This window comes from Bordetella tumbae (genome assembly GCF_054780995.1).
Genome location: NZ_BAAGVG010000002.1, coordinates 145,171 through 162,906 on the forward strand (window position 1 = coordinate 145,171; position 17,736 = coordinate 162,906).

The window sequence follows — 17,736 nt, forward strand, 5'->3', positions numbered from 1 at the left end:
ATACGGGCTAATCAACGACCGTTCTCAGGACACAGATGTCCTAATCACGGGATCGGAATAGCCGTCCCATCGACGCAGGCGATCAAGGTATCGCCGCGCTCGATATCGGGCCGTTGTCCTCCGGTAAATGCTGAAAAAGCAGGCAGAATCGTCATGCCGGGCCTTAACCAGAATACTGGCCAGTTACGCGGCACACCGGACAGACGAGCCTGTGGATGCACATGTCCAGCGATAACATGGCGGCCATCCGCATCGCGCTGAGGTAAATGACGAAATACGAATGGACCATCGGCCTGAAACTCTCCTAGTTGGCGGATATCCAAGGCCTCGCCATCCAGCGCGCGATCATGATTGCCGGTCAATGCCGCGACTTGCAATGCCGCGTGCGCCTGTCTCCAGCGGCTCCAACTGTCGCGCCATTGGGCCTGTGTAGCCGGACCGTGCAGCACGTCGCCGACAATCCATAATTCCCGGGCATCCGTCATCACCGCCAGGCCTGCCAGGCGTCGCAGGTCATCCTCAGTAGCGCCACGGGGAACGGCGATACCTGCTCGCCGGAAAACATGTCCTTTGCCCAAATGCAGGTCAGCAATAATCAAACGTCGACGCGCCGGCCAGAACATCGCGCGTTCGCCCAACAGCAACATAGGCTCTCCCGCCAGCTGCACACTCAGCGCGCCCTCAGGCAATGCGGGCATAGCGTTTCTCCAATTGCGCAGCGGCGCGTTTCACGCGATCCTGCCAGGTCTGTGTGCTGAGTTGCCCGCGCAGGCTCTCCGTCCATAACGGGAACGACAGCGGTGTCAACGCATGCGGCTCGCACAGGACCAACGTACGTGCCGCGCATTCCTCCAATACTGCCATGAGCCGCGGCATGTCCAATTGCTGTTCAAAGACCTCGCGTTCGGCCTGCGCCAACAACAGGTGCCCTGGGTCATAGCGCCTCAGCACGTCGTACAGCAGACCGCTGGATGCCTGCACCTGACGCAACGAACGCATTTCGCGCCCAGGCATAGAGGGCGTCAACAGTCCCGCGACTCGCGCAATCTCACGGAACTGCCGACGTGCCAGCTCGCCCAGATTGATGCCCTCGCTCAAGTCATTGCTCACCCCCTCTGCGCTGAGCAGTCGCCGCAGCAATGCGTCGTCCACCGCTGCGGGCTCGGCCAAGGTCAACATCAAACCATAATCGTTCACGGTATAAGAAAACGTATTACCCTGCAGCCGCCCCCACCGCAATGCCATCATGGCCGCCATCCCCTCGTGCACGGCTCGTCCCGCAAACGGGAACAGAAAAAGATGCATACCGCGCCGTGTAGTAATGCACTCGGCGACTAAACGGTCCTGATCAGGCAGAGCACTAGCGCGAGCCTGAATACGCAAGAGCGACTGCGCCACCCGCATTTCCGGGTGAGTACCAGGGTGCGCAAAAACACGTTCGACTTCGCGGCCCAGTTGAGTAGACAGCGGCATACGCCCGCCTTGCCAGGTGGCAACCGGACCGATTCCCGTCTTCGTTCGCCGCACATAGGCTGTCATGCCCTCCAACCTCACCAGTTGCAACGTACGGCCCGCGAACTGAAATTGATCCCCGGGGCGCAGTCGCGCGAGAAACGCTTCCTCGACTGAGCCCAGACTGCCACCGCGCAGATACTTGACCGAGATCGCCCCGTCGGCCGTGATCGTGCCGATCGAAAGACGATGACGCAATGCGATGCGCCGGTCATGTACGCGATACCAGCCGTCTTCGTCGCGCTGCACTCGCCGAAACTCGGGATAGTTGGCCAACGCATTACCGCCCTGCTCTATGAAATCCAGCACTGATTGCCAGGCGGCAGGACTCAGCGAGGCGTATGCATGTGTCTGCCGGACTTCGTCATAAAGCGCCCTGGCATCGAAACCGCCGCCCAGCGCCAAGGTAACCGCATGCTGCGCCAGCACATCCCAACAATCGCTCAATGGCCGGCGCGATTCGATATCCCCACGGGCGATGGCCTGCCGGGCAGCGGCAAACTCGATGAGTTCCAAGGCCTGCGTCGGCACGCAGATAACGTGGCCAGACGTACCAGGGCGATGCTTGGCGCGGCCAGCACGCTGCAACAATCTGGCCACCCCCTTGGCGCTGCCGATTTGCAGGACTTGGTCTACTGCTGGAAAATCGACACCCAGATCCAGACTGGAGGTGGCCACTACACAACGCAGCGTACCCTCGCGCAATCCCTGTTCGACGTTGGCACGCAGCTTCGGGTCCAGTGAACCATGGTGCAGCGCGAGTGTGGCGGGATCATCCAACCATATCGATTCCAGTGCGCGATGCCATAGTTCGGCCTGTGCTCGGGTGTTGGTAAACAGCAAGCTGGTGCCTGCCTTGAACAAGCGTTTATAGACGTTGGCGAGCTGCGATAACCCGAGATGACCAGCCCACGGCAGCCTTCGATCAGGTGCAGGCAACATCGTCGACAACGTCACCTTGCGCGGCCTCGCACCCGCCACCAATATGCTATCGGGCGCGTGAGGCAGCAGTACGGCGCGCGCTTCGTCCAGATTGCACAGCGTCGCCGACAGCCCCCAGGTACGCTGGCTCGGCGCCAAATGCCGCAAGCGCGCCAGGCACAATTGCAGCAGCACGCCACGCTTATTCCCTAATAATTCATGCCATTCATCCACGATCACACATCGCAGCGCGTGAAAACGGGTCGATGAATCCGCATAGGACAATAGCAACGCCAAGGATTCTGGCGTGATCACCAACACATCGGCTTTTCCCTGCCGCGCCAGGCGTTTGTCACGTGCACTGGCGTCGCCCGTACGCATGGCGACAGTCCAATTCAGCTGCAGATCTGTCACGACCTGGGTCAGTGCCTGCGTGGTATCAGCAGCAAGCGCGCGCAACGGCGTGACCCACAAGACACGCGGACCCTGTGCCGCTGCAGGCCGCGTCGCATCAGGCTCGGCCAACGCCTCCAGCACCGGCCCGCCAAATGCGGCCAGCGTCTTGCCGCTGCCGGTCGGCGTATGCAATACGCCCGATTGGCCCGCCAGATAGCGCTGCCAGACCTCGCACTGAAACGCGGCGGCCTTCCAGCCACGTGCTTGAAACCACGCGGCTAGCGGCGCGTCCCAATGACGCGGCATCCTTTTCATCGTGCCAGCGCCTTTAGCGTGTCCAGCTGATCAGCCTCGGCAGCCGGCTTGTCGTGCCGCCAGCGCAGGATACGCGGAAAACGCACCGCGACCCCTGATTTATGGCGTTTGGAGATATTGACGCCTTCGAAACCCAATTCGAAAACCTGAACGGGATTGACGGATCTGACCGGACCAAAACGCTCGAGCGTGTGCGCACGCACCCACCGGTCCAACGCCAAGATTTCCTTGTCGTTCAGACCGGAATACGCCTTGGCAATCGGCACCAAGGTATCACCGTCCCACAGGCCAAATGTGTAATCGGTGTAGAGCGTGCTGCGCCGTCCATGGCCCGCCTGCGCATACAACAACACCGCATCGATCGTCAGAGGGTCGACTTTCCATTTCCACCAATCGCCGCGCCGCCTGCCGCTCTGATATGGCGCACTGGCGCGCTTTAGCATAAAGCCCTCTACGCCACGCTCACGTGATTCCTCTCGCAACCTTGTCGCTGCGTTCCAGTTGGACAAAGGTATCAATGGCGACAGACATAACCGAGGATCCGGGTACTGCTGCAACAGCGATTCGAGTTGACGGCGCCGCTCTAGCTGGGGCAGCTCGCGCAGGTCCTTGCCGTTGAGCTCCAACAGGTCATACGCCAACATCCGCACTGGCGCCTCGGCCAGCCATTTGGGCCCGGGCTTCAATCGCTGAATGCGCGTCTGCAGCGCAGAGAATGGCATGGGCCCTAGCGCTTCGTCCTGCCAAGCCAGCAACTCGCCATCCAACACACAATCTGCGTCCAACGCAGCGGCAGCGTCCTCGACTTCCGGGAAACGCCCATCCAGACGCTCCTCGCCACGCGACCACAGCGCCACCTCGCGATGACGCCGGATCAACTGAGCGCGAATGCCGTCCCATTTCCACTCCAGCATCCATTCGTCGATAGATCCCAGGGTCTCCGGCTCGCTCTCTAACGGAGACGCCAGAAAAAATGGATACGGTTGCTGACGATCGCCCGGCAACGCTTCGGTACTGAGGAGTGCCAGCAAAAACGCCGGGCTGGGCGCCCATTCGCCCATCATGCGTTGAGCGATACGCGCGATCGGGACGCCCGACATTTCTGCCAGCGCCTGCTGCACCAAGCGCTGCGATACGCCGACGCGCAACGCGCCCGTCAATAGTTTGTTAAAAACGAGACGCTCGTCAAACGGCAGGCCCCGCCATGCTGACACGATGACATCACGACGTTCGGCTTCGTCCCGATTGGCCACTGGCACCAGGACCTCTTCGATCCACTCTGCCAGGCTGCGTTCGGCAATTGCTTGTTCCGGGTCCGGCACCAACAGTGCCAGCGTCTCTGCCAGATCGCCTACCTGCTCATAGCTGGCCTCGACTAACCACGGAGCTGTATTCGAGGCCTCGGCCACCCATGCGCGCAACTCGCCTACCGCTGCGATCTTGCGGCGCGCGCTGGTGATTTTGCCCCCTGCCAACAGAAATAGCGCCCAGGCAGCATCGCGTGATGGCGCGTCACGGAAATACGCGACCAGCGAGGCCCGCTTATCCAAGATGGCTGTAGATCGGTCGAGGTCCTGATAGAGTGCCGCGAATCGTTTCATACACGCCCTATTTGTCTTCACTCGAAGGTCTAAACAAGACGAATCGCGACATCAGCGTCCCTATTCCTCGTCCTCGAACTGCGTCATCAGCGTTTCAGCCGCCACACCAGCTTCATTCAACGTGCGTACCAACGCGCGCGTATCCCCGTGAGTCGCAATCACGCGCGATGCCCCCGTCTCACGAATCGTACGCAACAGACCCGGCCAGTCGGCATGATCAGAAAGCACAAACCCCCGGTCCATATTGCGCCGCCGCCGATTGCCTCGCAATCGCATCCAGCCAGAGACGTAACCCTGCTGCGCCTTGCGAAACCGCCGCAGCCACGGACTGCCTGCCGCCGAGGGAGGCGCCATGATCAGCTCACCAGCAAAATTCGTGCCGCCCGTTCTCGTCGCACGATCGGTTTCCATTACCAATTCCGTGTTTGCCATGGCGATCCCTGCCTGCCGATATACATCTACCCCGGCAGCGATGGCGCCGTGCAGATAGACTGGCCGGTCGATGTGCGGCGCGAGTTCCGCGAGCACCCGCTGTGCCTTTCCCAGGGCATAACAATAGAGGATGGCGGCCTCGCCACGGGCGGCGCACTGGTCACGCCACTGCACGATCTCACGGGCTACATCGGCGGTGGCCGGCCAGCGATAGATGGGCAAACCGAACGTCGCCTCGGTGATGAACGTATCGCAAGGGACGACTTCAAAGGGACGGCAAGTCGGATCCGGTTGACGTTTGTAGTCCCCAGAGACTACCCATACCTGCCCCTCGGCCTCGATACGTACCTGAGCCGATCCCAGCACATGGCCTGCGGGATGCAAGGACACGCGAGCATCGCCCAGCGTGAAGGCCTCGCCATAGTTATAGGCTCGATAGTCCTGCTCGCCCAGTCTCCACTGCAAAATAGGCAGCCCCTCGCGGCTGGTGTAATAGCTGCCCATCCCCGAGCGGGCATGGTCGCCGTGGCCATGCGTCACTACCGCCGTCGACACCGGCTGCCACGGATCCACGTAAAACTGGCCTGCCGGGCAGTACAGGCCTTCGGGGCGAAGTTGCACAATATCTGGCATAGAAGACGCCTCCTAAGCGCAGCGTTCACCCTTTGGCTTTCGGTGCGCTCAAGCTTTTGCTATAGAAGCCCGACTGATCGAAACAGCAGACACGCCGCTCGCCCTCGGCGAGCATCTCGCAGGCATTTTGCACCCGGCGCGCACGGGTCTTGGCCTGCTTGGCAGATTCGATCCAATGGATCCAGTCAACACGTGCGAGCGTCGTGGTGTCTTTCCAGGTGGCGGTCGCAGCGGTGGACGCAGCCAATGCTTGCTGCAGGTCGTCGGGCATCGCAGGCTCTGGCTCGGGATCAGCCGGAACGACTTGAACGGTGACCGTATCGCCGAACGACGCGGCGGCTGCCTCTTGAAGCGCATGGGGGACGTTGAGCCAATGACTCAATTGACCATCCGGCTCAAGCGTCGCCTGAAAAGGCTGCCCATTGAGCGTCCCCTCCACCGACGTCCTGCCTCGCCTGGGCAGTGTGTCGCTAGCGGCTTTGGGCAACACCAGAAACGCCCATGAATCATCCGCGCCCGGATTCGCCGGACGCAGCAGTTGTGCCTGGAAAGTAGAAGCGTCGGTGTTTGCCATGTCGGGATGCTGTGGGAAACCAACTCAATTTATACCACCCACCGTCGCGGCGACCAATCAAGCAACTACCACGGGCGGCGCAGGCAGGTCGGCCTGCGCCGCGCCTCAGAACGGCACAGCGACCTTCAACGTCCCCGAGTGGCTGTTTCCACGCGACGCAAACTCACCGTCGTACTGCAGGCGGAAATCTATTCCAGCAGCCTTCGACACCAGCAGACCCGCGCCTATACGGCCGATGACGCTGTCGGTAGGCATCCTGGTGCTGAAACTGCCGCCCCCATCGGGCGAGCCATCCAGCCGCGACTTGGTTTTCCATCCGTTTTCCGACAGGAACGACACACCGGCGTAGGCAAACGGCCGCAACACGGCCCCTCTGGGCAGTTCGACACGTCCGCCGATCTCGACTGCGGGCGCGAGGCCAAGCACGAATTGATCGCTGCTATCCACCTTCAAACGCAAGGCATCGCCCGATTCCGTATAAGCGGGCATGCGCGAGTAGGTAGCTGTCAAATCCATGTAGGGTTTGAGGTAGAAATCGCCCTGTACAAAGGTGCGTGCCGCACGCAGCCGTGCGCTGAAGCTATACACATCGGGTTTACCTTTCGCCTGGCTGTCGTAGCCCGCGATGCTCAGATTGCGGTCCAGATCGAAAGACCCGTAGCCGCCACCCAGCGCCCCAGAAAACGTCCAAGGGCCCATTTCACGTTTGAGCACGATGCCGGCGTATCCGGAATCGCCCGACCCGCCGACCCGGCGGTCATCACCGCGCAAATGGGAATTCTGATAGGCCATCGAACCGCCGAAGAACCAGTGAGGCGCAATCTCACGCTGTCCGCCGAATTGATAGGTCACACTGTCCAGAGAGAAACCTGCCGTCCCGTCACCGCCATTCTGATTCGTATGCCGCGAACTCACCTCTGCCCAGAAGCAGCTCTGCTCTGTCGTGAGCGCCCCCGCATCGTCAAAAGCCGGGCACGACATCATTGAATTGGTAAAGCGCGCCATGCCCAGCTGCATCTGTGCAGCAGGCGCGAGCGTGACGCCCGGCGACAGGTCTGAAACACGCTGCTGATACTCGTCGGCCCCCGCGCGGGACGCCGTGTCCAGCTGCGCATACAAAGACGCCAGCGCGGATGACCCTCCATCGTCCCACCCGTACTGCAAATGACTCGCGACGTTACGCTGGTTGGCGCTCAATTGCATCTCGCTGGCGTTAAAGTCTGCCTTAGCGACACGCACATGTGTCGTGTTACCGGACTGCCGTGTCGCGTAGTCAAAAATGGGAGAGTCATCAGCAGCCAAGCTACCCGATTGCGCGCCGTTGACGGTCAATACCGCCAACTCGCGTTCGGGCAGCAAGGCCCGGGGCGCAACCAGCAATGCGCCATCGAGATTGGCAGGGCCGTTAATAATCAACGCGTCAGATTCCATGGCATTGAAATCCGCCCCCACTTGCAATGTACCGGCCGACGTCTGCGTAAACGAACCCGTGAGCGTCGTGGTGGCGTAACGTGTGCGATCCAATCCCGACAAAAACCCCTCTGATCCACCAAGCATGAACTGCCCGCTATTGAGCAGATCGCCCTCGAATACGGCGCCTGCTGCATATTGACCATCGTTGGTCATCTTGCCGCCATTCAATGTCGCAGAGCCCTGAATCGAGCCACTATTCGTGACATTCAGTGGCCCGCCCGTGCCGAGTATCGCGGTTCCTTCGTAGCTTTGCACGATGCCCGTCTCGCCCACGGTGAGCGTGCTGCTGTGATCACTGTCCATCCAGATGGCCGTGCCGACATTGCCCGTCGCGCCCAGCGTGACCGAGCCGTTAACCGTAATAGTTGCCCCATTGGTCGAGCCGGCATTCTGCGCAAAGATGCCTACGCCATTCGTCCCGTTGACAGAAATGACCGAACTCGCATTAACCGTGACGTCGACCGTACCAGAGCCCATATTGCTGGCCGAACCGCCGGTCACTGCCTTACCGGCATATACCGTCTGGCCATCATCCGAAAGCAGCAATCCTCCGGCGCCGCTGGCACTTTGCGCCAGAATACCGATCGCCCCATTTCCGTCGGTATAGATACCGCCACTGGCCGTGATGGACACATTCCCACCCGCGCCAGTACCTCCATAAGAAGTCGGCGCTTTGCTCCCATCCACCGTCAATGTTGCCCCGGTACCTGGCAACCCCACAACGCCACCACCGCCGCCGACCGATTGTGCAACGATCCCATGCGCGCCCGTCCCGGAGGTACGGATACCCGAGGCTGCGGCAAGATTCAGCGTGACGTTTCCGCCGTCGGTTTCGCCGAGCTGACCGACGCTCATGCCGGAGCCTTGTACACCCACCTCGATGCCGGCCGCAGCCTGATGGCTTTGAGAATTGATGATCGTCCCGCCGCCGCCGCCAACGCTTTGCGCAAGGACGCCATATGCGTTGTTGCCCGAGGTCACGACATTCACCGTGCCGCCGCCCGTCAGCTCGACCGTGCCTCCGTTGGAGCCAATCTGGTTATTGGCGCTAGAGGTGTTCAAACTGATCTTCGCGATCTCGAAATCCCCCACCCCAGCAGAGACGCTGGAACCGACCCCGGCAAAGCCACCCCCGCCGCCCACCGATTGCAGCATGATGCCAAACGCCGCTTCGCCACTCGTCGTCACCTTGACAGGGCTGTTGTCAACGCTGACATCGACCGTCCCGCCCGCGCCGCCGGGTCCCGCGGAACCGCCCTCGCTCATGCCTAGCGTCACGGAACCAATATAGCCATCGGATCCATCGGCCCCATGGCCGCCACCGCCGCCGACGCTCTGAGCCAGGACACCTGCCGCGCCGAAACCTTTTGTCGAAATCGAGCCGCCGCCCAGTTTGACCGTCACCGCGCCGCCATCGCCGCCTGTGCCGCCGTCACCGCCCAACGCCAATTCGGCGCTCAATCGGAATTTGCCGGGATCGACCCATCCCGTTCCCGTGGCCAACGCATTGCCGCCTTTGCCGCCGCCGCCCCCGACGCTCTGGGCAAAAATGCCGGTGGACCAATCGCCCCCGGTCATGATGCTGGCTGGGGACGCCGTCGTCACGCCGACGGATCCACCAGTATTGCCCGAGCCGCCGGTGCCACCTATGGTCACGTTCGCCTGAAAGACGGGGGAAGGCGCGCTGGGATCCTCGTCGGCGAGCACTTTGGCCAACTGTGAAGCAACATTGCTCGTTGCAGACCTGGCCTCCTCGGCGGCGATGATGGGGTTGTCGGCCGAGGCATCAGACCCTGCGGAGCCACCCTGCCCGCCTCCGCCACCGATCGATTGCGCCTGGACGCCCGGTGCATCGCCACCATGCGTCGCGATCTGGCCTGCGACGTCGACCACCACAGACCCGCCCACATTGCCAGCGGCTCCGTCGTTACCAAATGTCAGCGTCATTCCTCCTGTCTTGGCGGACGTCGTGCCCGAGATCGTGAACGAGCCACCCTGCGACGCGCCGCCCCCGCCGCCGATGCTCTGTGCCAATACCCCAATTGCGCCGGAGCCCCAGGTTTGCACTTGTCCCAGCGGCATGACTTCGACTTGCACGAGTCCGCCACTACCACCGTTTCCTCCGGATCCGCCCAAACTGACCGTAGGGGCAAGATTGGTCCCACTGCCAAATGAGTGCGTAGTGGCGCTGCCGAACCCAGCGTTGCCGCCCCCGCCGCCTATCGATTGAGCGGTAATGCCATTGGCGTAATCGCCATAGGTCGTGATATTGCTGGGAGACATACCACTGGAATCGGCTGTGAACGTCGCCGTGCCGCCCGAGACATTGATCAATCCCCCTACCGCTGCCCACACGGAACTGCCGTGGCCCCCGGCGCCCCCCGTGCCACCCAATGCGAAACTCCCCTCTACGGAAAGGGAGGCGGTATCACCCGAATCCACTGCGGCCGCCATGGCGGAGGAATCCCCGCCCGCGCCGCCCCCACCACCGATGCTCTGGATCAGTACGCCATGCGAGCCCTGGCCCGATGTCGTGATCTGTGTACCGTCCGAGGCAGCGAAGGTCACGTAATCCCCATTGCCGCCGATTTTTCCCGATCCGCCTATCGATGCGGTCATGCTTAGCGCGATTTGCGCATCCTCGCTGACATCGAGCCCCGTGGCGATCGCGGACGAACTGGCATTACCGCCCAGGCCACCACCGCCCCCTATGCTCTGAATCACTACCCCGAAAGCATCAACCGGCAACTGATTCGATGGCAGGCACGTCCCGCTGCATGCGCCCGTGGTCAGTTGCGTCGCCTGACCAGTCGCAATGTAGCTGCCCACCAGTTGAGAACCGATCTGCCCGCCATGACCGCCAAGGCCCCCAGAGCCACCGATGGCGACATCACCGTCGGCCCCCACCCCCACCGAGGTCGCAAACGCCCTGCCGCCTGTTCCGCCGCCTCCGCCGATGGACTGCGCCACGATGCCCGCCGCCTTGCTACTCTGGGTAATCACCTTGCTATTGGAAAGATTGGCGGTAACGGCGCCGCCGCTTCCTCCCCTGCCCCCTGCCTGGCCGATGGCCACGGAAGCAAATACGCCGAGGCTGCCGGCATTGCCGGCGTTGCCGCCGCCGCCACCGATCGACTGAATCACCAGTCCATGTGCGTTCATGCCACCGGTCGAGATCAAAAAACTATCGAGATCAGCGGTGGCGACAGCGCCCGATCCGCCCTCTCCACCCGTTGCGCCGATGCTGACCGCGCCTTCGGAGCCGCCGCCTACGCCACCCCCACCGCCGATGGTCTGCGCCAGGATGCCGATCGCACCTGCCCCGCTGGTCGTGACGGAGCCGGACGCCGACCCATTGATCCTCACGCTGCTGCCATCTGATCTCAACGTGTTGCTGGCGCTGCTGCCACCCAAGGCCACGAGCAGGCCGCTCGCCGTGCCGCCCGTGCCGCCGCTGCCTCCAATGGATTGCATCACGACGCCGATCGCCATATCGCCGCTTGTGCTGATCTGGCCCGAGTTCGACACGGTGAGGGTCCCCGTCACACCGGCCGAACCGCCACTGCCGCCGCTGCTATCCAGGATGCCATAGGATTCGGCGCCGGCTCCCCCGGCGCCTGTCACTGACTGCGCCAAAATGCCGATGGCGTCTACGCCGCGCGTTGCGATCTGGCCGGCGTTGTTGACGGTGATGTCACCGGAGTTTCCACCACTGCCGCCCGCGCCTCCCGTACTGGAGCCCTCTCCCGTCGCCCCACCGCCGTCACCGCCCGCGCCGCTGGCGGTCTGGGCCAGGATCCCGATGGCACTCTGGCCCTGCGTGGAAATGCTCGAATTGGCGTCCAGCGACACGTCGACCGTTCCCGTCGATCCACCCGCTCCGCCGGCCCCGCCCGTCACATCGTCGCCAGTCGCCTCGCCGCCATCGCCCCCATTTGCGCCGCGACTTTGCGCCAGAATACCGAACGCCTGGCTGCCCACCGTAGAGATCGATGTCCCCTTCAGCGTGATTTTCATGTTTCCGGTGGAGCCGCCAGCCCCTGCCGTTCCAGCTATCTGCCCGCCCACGTTGACATCGTATATACCACCTGCGCCTCCGTCGCCGCCGAGCAGACTGGCGTAAATGCCATGAGACTCTTGGCCTTGCGTCGTGATGGCGATCGGTAATGCGCTCGTCCCCGTCAGAGAGATCGTCGAGCCTCCCGCCTGGCCTCCCGCCCCCCCGATGCCGGACGGATGCGTGTCGCCAAGCCCTAAAGTGTCACCGTTGTATTGGCCTCCGGCACCACCTGCGCCTCCTTGCTGCCGCGTCTGTATGCCCGACGAGTAATTGCCATTGGTCGACAGGGTGATTGCGGCATTCTGCGCAGTGACGGTCAAACTCGCGTCACCAGCTATGCCGCCATTGCCGCCATCACGCCGGGAATAGTGCGGATCGTCATTGAACAGACCAGCCCCCTCTCCCCCTTTCGCCCACAAGAGCAAGGCCGGCAGCTTATCCCCCGACGGGGAAAAACTGCCCGCAGACGGATCGCCCGAGGTGGACACACTCGTGTCCGTGTTGATGATCTGCAAAGAGGGCGACGAGCTGCCGATCGTACCGGCGTCGCCGGCATTGCCGCCGCTCGTCTGATCCTCATCCGCATAGCCGTTACCACCGTCACCGCCCAGCAGAATAGCCGCCACGCCAGCGCCGGGAAAAATCTGCGACCCTTGAACCGTGTTGGGCGGCGTCCCGCGTTGCATGACGCGCACCGAACCGCCTGTCTCCAGCGTAATCACCGCACTGCTGGCATAGCCTCCCGCGCCACCATTGCCCAATCCGTCGGTCGTCGTGTCCCCGCCGTTTCCACCGTGAGATTCGGCGAGGATGCCGTATACCGCCGCGTTGGAATTGCTGGCGGTATTCCCGTTGCGCCACGTCCAGTCAACGACGATGTTCCCGCTGTTCTGCAGCGACACGTCGCCGGAGTCGCCGCCCGAATTGGCCCCGCCGTCGTACTGGGTGGCGCCCTCGCCGCCATTGCTGGCGGCCTGCAAACCCGAGAATCGTGTCGACCCTTGCACGGTCGCCGACACCTGCCCGACGTTCTTGAGCCGCGAGCCGCTGGAATAACCGCCCGCCCCCGACGGGTTGTGATCATCGTTCGTACTCGCTCCGTTGCCACCCTTGCTCAACACGGCAATGCCGGCTCCGCCTTGGATCTGCGTCTGGGCCAACCCCGTCATGTCGATGTTGGCCTGGTTGGCGAGATACAGTATTTCCTGGGCACCCGCCACGCCGCCATTGCCACCGACGTCTCCACCATCAGAAGTCGTCGCATTGCCCCCGTTCATTTTTGCCAACAGGCCGTAAATCGCCCCATTGGTAACGATATCGCCACCCGTCAACGTGATGTTTCCGGACGTATTTGGCGTCAGGCCATCGGCGTTATTGCCGTCATTAGGGCTATTAAACGTCCCGGTCCCTGCCATCGCCTCTATCCACAGCCCCGCCTGCGACTCAGGCACGATCGTCGCGTTAACGTCGAAATTCGTCGTCACGTACATGGGTGCGGAATACGCGCTACCCGTATTGTTGCGCATGATCCCCACGGGCTCTGAATAGTTCGTCCCGGTATAGGTGCAACTGATCATGCCGTTGGCGGCGGGACAATAGAGTGTCGTGTCTGCCGCAGCGGCACTGCTTAACAATGCGCCCGCAATGGCCGCAGCAAGCGTGGTGAGCGAATAGGGAAATGCGTGATTAGCCATGCTGTTATCAGAATAATGAGGCTGCCTGCCTTTGCGAGCCGGCAATCACCTAGGTAGGGGAAGGAAACGCGGAAATACTAGGACGGATTCTGCGGTCAACACCGGCCTTGAGTCTTGGTACCAAGCGACCACAGCTTGGTAAATCACGACCGCGAAGGTCTATCTGGATTTTTGTGTACGAAGTGTTAAAGCAACGCGATGAACTACCGCCTGAACTGCCGCCTTATCCCGCAATAACACGGCAGAGATTATTCCTCCGACTGAAATTGTGAAGTACCAAATCAATGGATTCTGTATAAAGCAGTCCTTCATTAATCTTCGTGAACGGCGCGGCACATGGTCCGGCCCTCATAGGAGATACATATGAAGCTCTACTACCACCCGCTTTCCGGCCACGCGCATCGTGCCCAGCTGTTTGTCTCATTGCTAGGCCTGCCTCACGAACTCGTCGAAGTCGACCTGAAAGCTGGCGCGCACAAGACCCCGGAATTCCTGGCGCTCAATCCGTTTGGACAAGTGCCCGTCCTGGACGACAACGGCGTCGTCATTGCCGACTCCAACGCGATCCTCGTCTATCTGGCAAAGAAATCGGGCCGGACGGAATGGCTGCCTGAAGACCCACAGGGTGCCGCTGCCGTGCAGCGTTGGCTGTCCGTCGCGGCTGGCGAAGTGGCGTATGGTCCCTGTGCTGCCCGCCTGATCACCGTCTTCGGCGCCAAATTCAACCCCGAGGAAGTCATTGCACGAGCACATACCCTGCTCGTCCGCGTGGAAAATCATCTGACTGATCACGAGTGGCTAGTCGGTACCCATCCGACGATCGCGGATGTCGCCCTCTACAGCTATGTGGCGCGCGCACCTGAGGGCAATGTCGATCTCTCGGGCTATCCCACAGTCAATGCCTTTTTGCGCAGGATTGAAGCGCTGCCTGGATTCACGCCTTTCGTCCAGACCTCGGCCGGACTCACGGCCTGAGTGCTCAAACCTTGGCGTCAGAGTGCCGACCTCGGGCTTTGCGTTCGAGGCCCGGATCCACGCTTGTGATCACCGCATCAACACTGTCCACAGCGTCACGAACTATCAAGGAAACCGAAATGGCCGAGAAACTGTCAGGGCTACCGGTATGGCATGCGGGCGAGGTTTACCTACAGGAAAAGGTAGGCGTCGCCGAACGCATGCACGTCGTCGGTCAACGGGTCGTACGGGATTACATGCCCGACCAGCATCGTGAGTTCTATGCGCAGCTACCCTTTATCGTCCTGGGCAGTGTTGATTCGGATGACAATGCCTGGGCCACGATTCTGTCCGGCGAGCCCGGTTTCATGAGTTCTCCTACACCGACAACGCTGGACATCAAGACTCATACGGACACGAGCGATCCCGCGAATGGCGGCATACACGCGCAGTCACCGATCGGACTGCTCGGTATCGAAATGCACACTCGCCGGCGCAATCGGATGAACGGCGTCGTAACCAGCACGGACAACGGCTTGCACGTCGAGGTAGATCAGAGCTTTGGCAACTGCCCGCGGTACATCCAGCTACGCGACTTCAATTTTGTTCGCGACCCTCATGCTCCGTTCGTAGCGGCACGCGAAGAGCTGTCCGAGCTCGACCCCGCCGCTCGATCCATGATCGATACCGCAGATACTTTCTTTGTCGCCTCGTATGCCGACCGGGAAGACCGCCGGCAGGTCGACGTTTCGCATCGCGGCGGCAAGGCCGGTTTTGTCCGCGTCGACGATGACGGGATGCTCACCATTCCTGACTTCGACGGCAATTTGTTTTTTGCGACGCTCGGCAACTTTATCCTGAACCATCAGGCCGGACTCCTTTTTGTCGATTATGAGAGCGGCGATGTATTACAGATGACCGGCGAAGCACAAGTCATCCTGGATTCGCCGGAAATCGCCGCATTCCAGGGCGCAGAGCGTCTCTGGACGTTCCGTCCTCGCCGCATTGTGCGCCGCCCGGGCGCCCTCGCACTGCGCTGGCGGCTTCAGCAAGACGGCTGGTCGCCCAACTCGCTGATGACCGGCGATTGGACTCAAGCGGCCGGCCGCTTGCAGGCAAGCGAATTGGCCACGCGCTGGCGGCCGTTCACCGTCACGCGCATCGTCGACGAAAGCGCATCGATCCGGTCATTTCATCTGCAGCCCGCCGACGGACTGAGTCTGCTGGCGCACGAGGCAGGCCAGCATCTGCCAATACGCGTTGCGATGCCTGACACCCCCATGCCGCTCATTCGCACTTATACCCTGTCGGCCGCACCCTCCGATAACGTCTATCGCATCAGCGTCAAGCGCGAAGGCGCGGTATCGCATTACTTGCACGACCATATTCGGGTAGGCGACACGGTCCAGGCCCGTGCGCCCGCTGGCGAATTCACCATCGATGCGCACGAAACACGCCCCGCCGTATTACTGGCGGGTGGCGTCGGTATCACGCCGATGCTCGCCATGCTGCGGCATGTCGTCTACGAAGGACTGCGCAAACAGCGCGTGCGTCCCACCGTGCTATTTCAGGCTGCCCGGTCAAAGGCTGAACGCGCATTCGATGCAGAACTGTCCCAGCTGCTCGGCAATGCCAACGGCGCAGTAGGGCTCGTTCGCGTCCTGGGCGATACCGCCGACGCAACCGTCGGCCAGGACTATGACGCAGCAGGCCGCATCGACATGGCATTACTCACCCGATTTCTGTCGTTCAACGACTATGATTTTTACCTTTGCGGCCCGGCTGCGTTCATGCAAGCGCTGTACGACGGGCTCAGGAGCTATGGTGTGGCTGATCGCCGCATTCATGCGGAAGCATTCGGGCCGGCTTCGCTCACACGCAGTCCCGATGCAGGCGCCCCAGCATCCGCACCAGTGCGCCTGCCCGCCGCGACAACGCCAGTCCCTGTTGCATTCCTCAATTCATTGAAAGAAGCGCGCTGGACGCCAGAGTCGGGGACCTTTCTCGACCTGGCAGAGGCACGCGGCCTCAATCCGGACTACAGTTGCCGTGCAGGCAATTGCGGCACCTGCCGCACCAAACTGGTCAAAGGCGCCATCACGTACATCAAGACACCGACAGCAGTCGTTGCCGATGACGAGGTCCTGATCTGCTGTGCCGTCCCTGCACAGCAAACGGGCTCGGACGAACGTATTCACCTCGCACTTTAAAACCGAGTTCAAAGCCGTGACGATTCCCGAAACTCGTGCTATAGAAATAAACTCGAGATATGGGAGGCGAAAAGGTGGATCGTTGGCAGGCAATGAAGATATTCGTCAAGGTTGCGGAAACTGAAAGCTTCGCGGCATCAGCCCGCGAGCTGCACATGAGCCCGCCAGCCGTGACTCGCGCCATCGCCGCGCTCGAAGACGTGATCGGCGCACGGCTATTCGTGCGCACGACCCGTTCAGTCAAACTGACAGAACCCGGCAAGCGTTATCTGGACGATTGCAAACGTATCCTGGCAGACATCGTCGAAGCCGAGGCCGCAGCGGCCGGGTCCTATGCGGCGCCCTCCGGGACCTTGACGATTACCGCTTCGGTGCTGTTCGGGCAGATGTACGTCCTACCCATCGTGCATGAGTTTTTGAAACGCTATCCCAAAGTCAACGGACGGCTGTTATTCCTGGATCGCCCTGTCAATCTCGTCGACGAGGGCATCGACGTCGCAATTCGCATCGGACGGCTGCAGGATTCAGGGTTTTCAGCGATCCAGGTCGGCACAGTTCGGCGCGTGGTATGTGGCTCTCCTGACTATTTTCAGGAGCACGGTCTCCCCGGAACCCCCGCCGATCTCAAGAACCACCGTATCGCCGCCTCGACCGCCGCCTGGGTGTCACCGGAATGGCGTTTCGCCAATGACCAGCGGGTGACCATACATAACTGGCTGCAGTCCAACTCGAACGAAGCGGCCATTGCGACCGCAGTAGCGGGCCTGGCCCTGACCAGAGTGCTGCATTACCAGGTCGCTCCGGCGTTGCGCGAAGACAAATTGCGGATCGTACTCGCCGAACATGAAGACCCGCCTTTGCCCATCCACGTACTCTATACAGAGGGGCGGCAGGCGCCCGCGAAAGTCAGGGCATTTGTGGACTTGGCGGTGTCAATGTTACGAACGAACGTTGGCTGACG

9 protein-coding genes are annotated in these 17,736 nt (G+C 61.5%); 3 read left to right on the forward strand and 6 right to left on the reverse strand.

Annotation, left to right across the window (positions count from 1 at the left end):
- Positions 1 to 44: 44 nt before the first annotated feature.
- From pdeM to ACYVI2_RS00640, 6 genes are all read right to left on the reverse strand, one after another.
- A complete protein-coding gene (pdeM, locus tag ACYVI2_RS00615; RefSeq protein WP_415819299.1) occupies positions 45 to 698 on the reverse strand; it encodes a ligase-associated DNA damage response endonuclease PdeM in 654 nt (217 codons plus the stop codon).
- Positions 682 to 3,144: a ligase-associated DNA damage response DEXH box helicase gene (locus ACYVI2_RS00620; RefSeq protein ID WP_415819298.1), complete on the reverse strand. Its 2,463-nt coding sequence runs from the start codon at positions 3,142 to 3,144 to the stop codon at positions 682 to 684. Before ACYVI2_RS00620 ends, pdeM begins: the two co-directional genes overlap by 17 nt.
- The gene (locus ACYVI2_RS00625; RefSeq protein WP_415819297.1) at positions 3,141 to 4,745 is read right to left on the reverse strand and encodes an ATP-dependent DNA ligase; all 1,605 of its coding nucleotides are present in this window, start codon (positions 4,743 to 4,745) and stop codon (positions 3,141 to 3,143) included. Before ACYVI2_RS00625 ends, ACYVI2_RS00620 begins: the two co-directional genes overlap by 4 nt.
- 60 nt (positions 4,746 to 4,805) lie before the next feature.
- A complete protein-coding gene (locus tag ACYVI2_RS00630) occupies positions 4,806 to 5,810 on the reverse strand; it encodes a ligase-associated DNA damage response exonuclease (RefSeq protein ID WP_415819296.1) in 1,005 nt (334 codons plus the stop codon).
- A gap of 25 nt (positions 5,811 to 5,835) precedes the next feature.
- Entirely contained in the window at positions 5,836 to 6,384 is a 549-nt protein-coding gene (locus ACYVI2_RS00635) for a YdeI/OmpD-associated family protein (protein ID WP_415819295.1), read from the reverse strand.
- A gap of 105 nt (positions 6,385 to 6,489) precedes the next feature.
- Positions 6,490 to 13,611, reverse strand: coding sequence for an autotransporter outer membrane beta-barrel domain-containing protein (locus ACYVI2_RS00640; protein WP_460490246.1), 7,122 nt, complete (start codon positions 13,609 to 13,611; stop codon positions 6,490 to 6,492).
- A gap of 363 nt (positions 13,612 to 13,974) precedes the next feature.
- Here ACYVI2_RS00640 and ACYVI2_RS00645 point away from each other — a divergent pair, with 363 nt between their 5' ends.
- The 3 genes from ACYVI2_RS00645 (at position 13,975) to ACYVI2_RS00655 (ending at position 17,734) form a co-directional block, all read left to right on the forward strand.
- Complete coding sequence (locus tag ACYVI2_RS00645; RefSeq protein ID WP_415822019.1) at positions 13,975 to 14,586, forward strand: glutathione S-transferase family protein; 612 nt, start codon at positions 13,975 to 13,977, stop codon at positions 14,584 to 14,586.
- A 119-nt stretch (positions 14,587 to 14,705) separates the two neighbouring features.
- On the forward strand, positions 14,706 to 16,775 hold the full coding sequence (locus tag ACYVI2_RS00650) for a 2Fe-2S iron-sulfur cluster-binding protein (RefSeq protein ID WP_415822021.1): 2,070 nt from the start codon (positions 14,706 to 14,708) through the stop codon (positions 16,773 to 16,775).
- Positions 16,776 to 16,849: 74 nt separating this feature from the next.
- Positions 16,850 to 17,734 (forward strand): LysR family transcriptional regulator, encoded by an 885-nt coding sequence (locus tag ACYVI2_RS00655; RefSeq protein ID WP_415822022.1) that lies wholly within the window; start codon positions 16,850 to 16,852, stop codon positions 17,732 to 17,734.
- Positions 17,735 to 17,736: the final 2 nt, after the last annotated feature.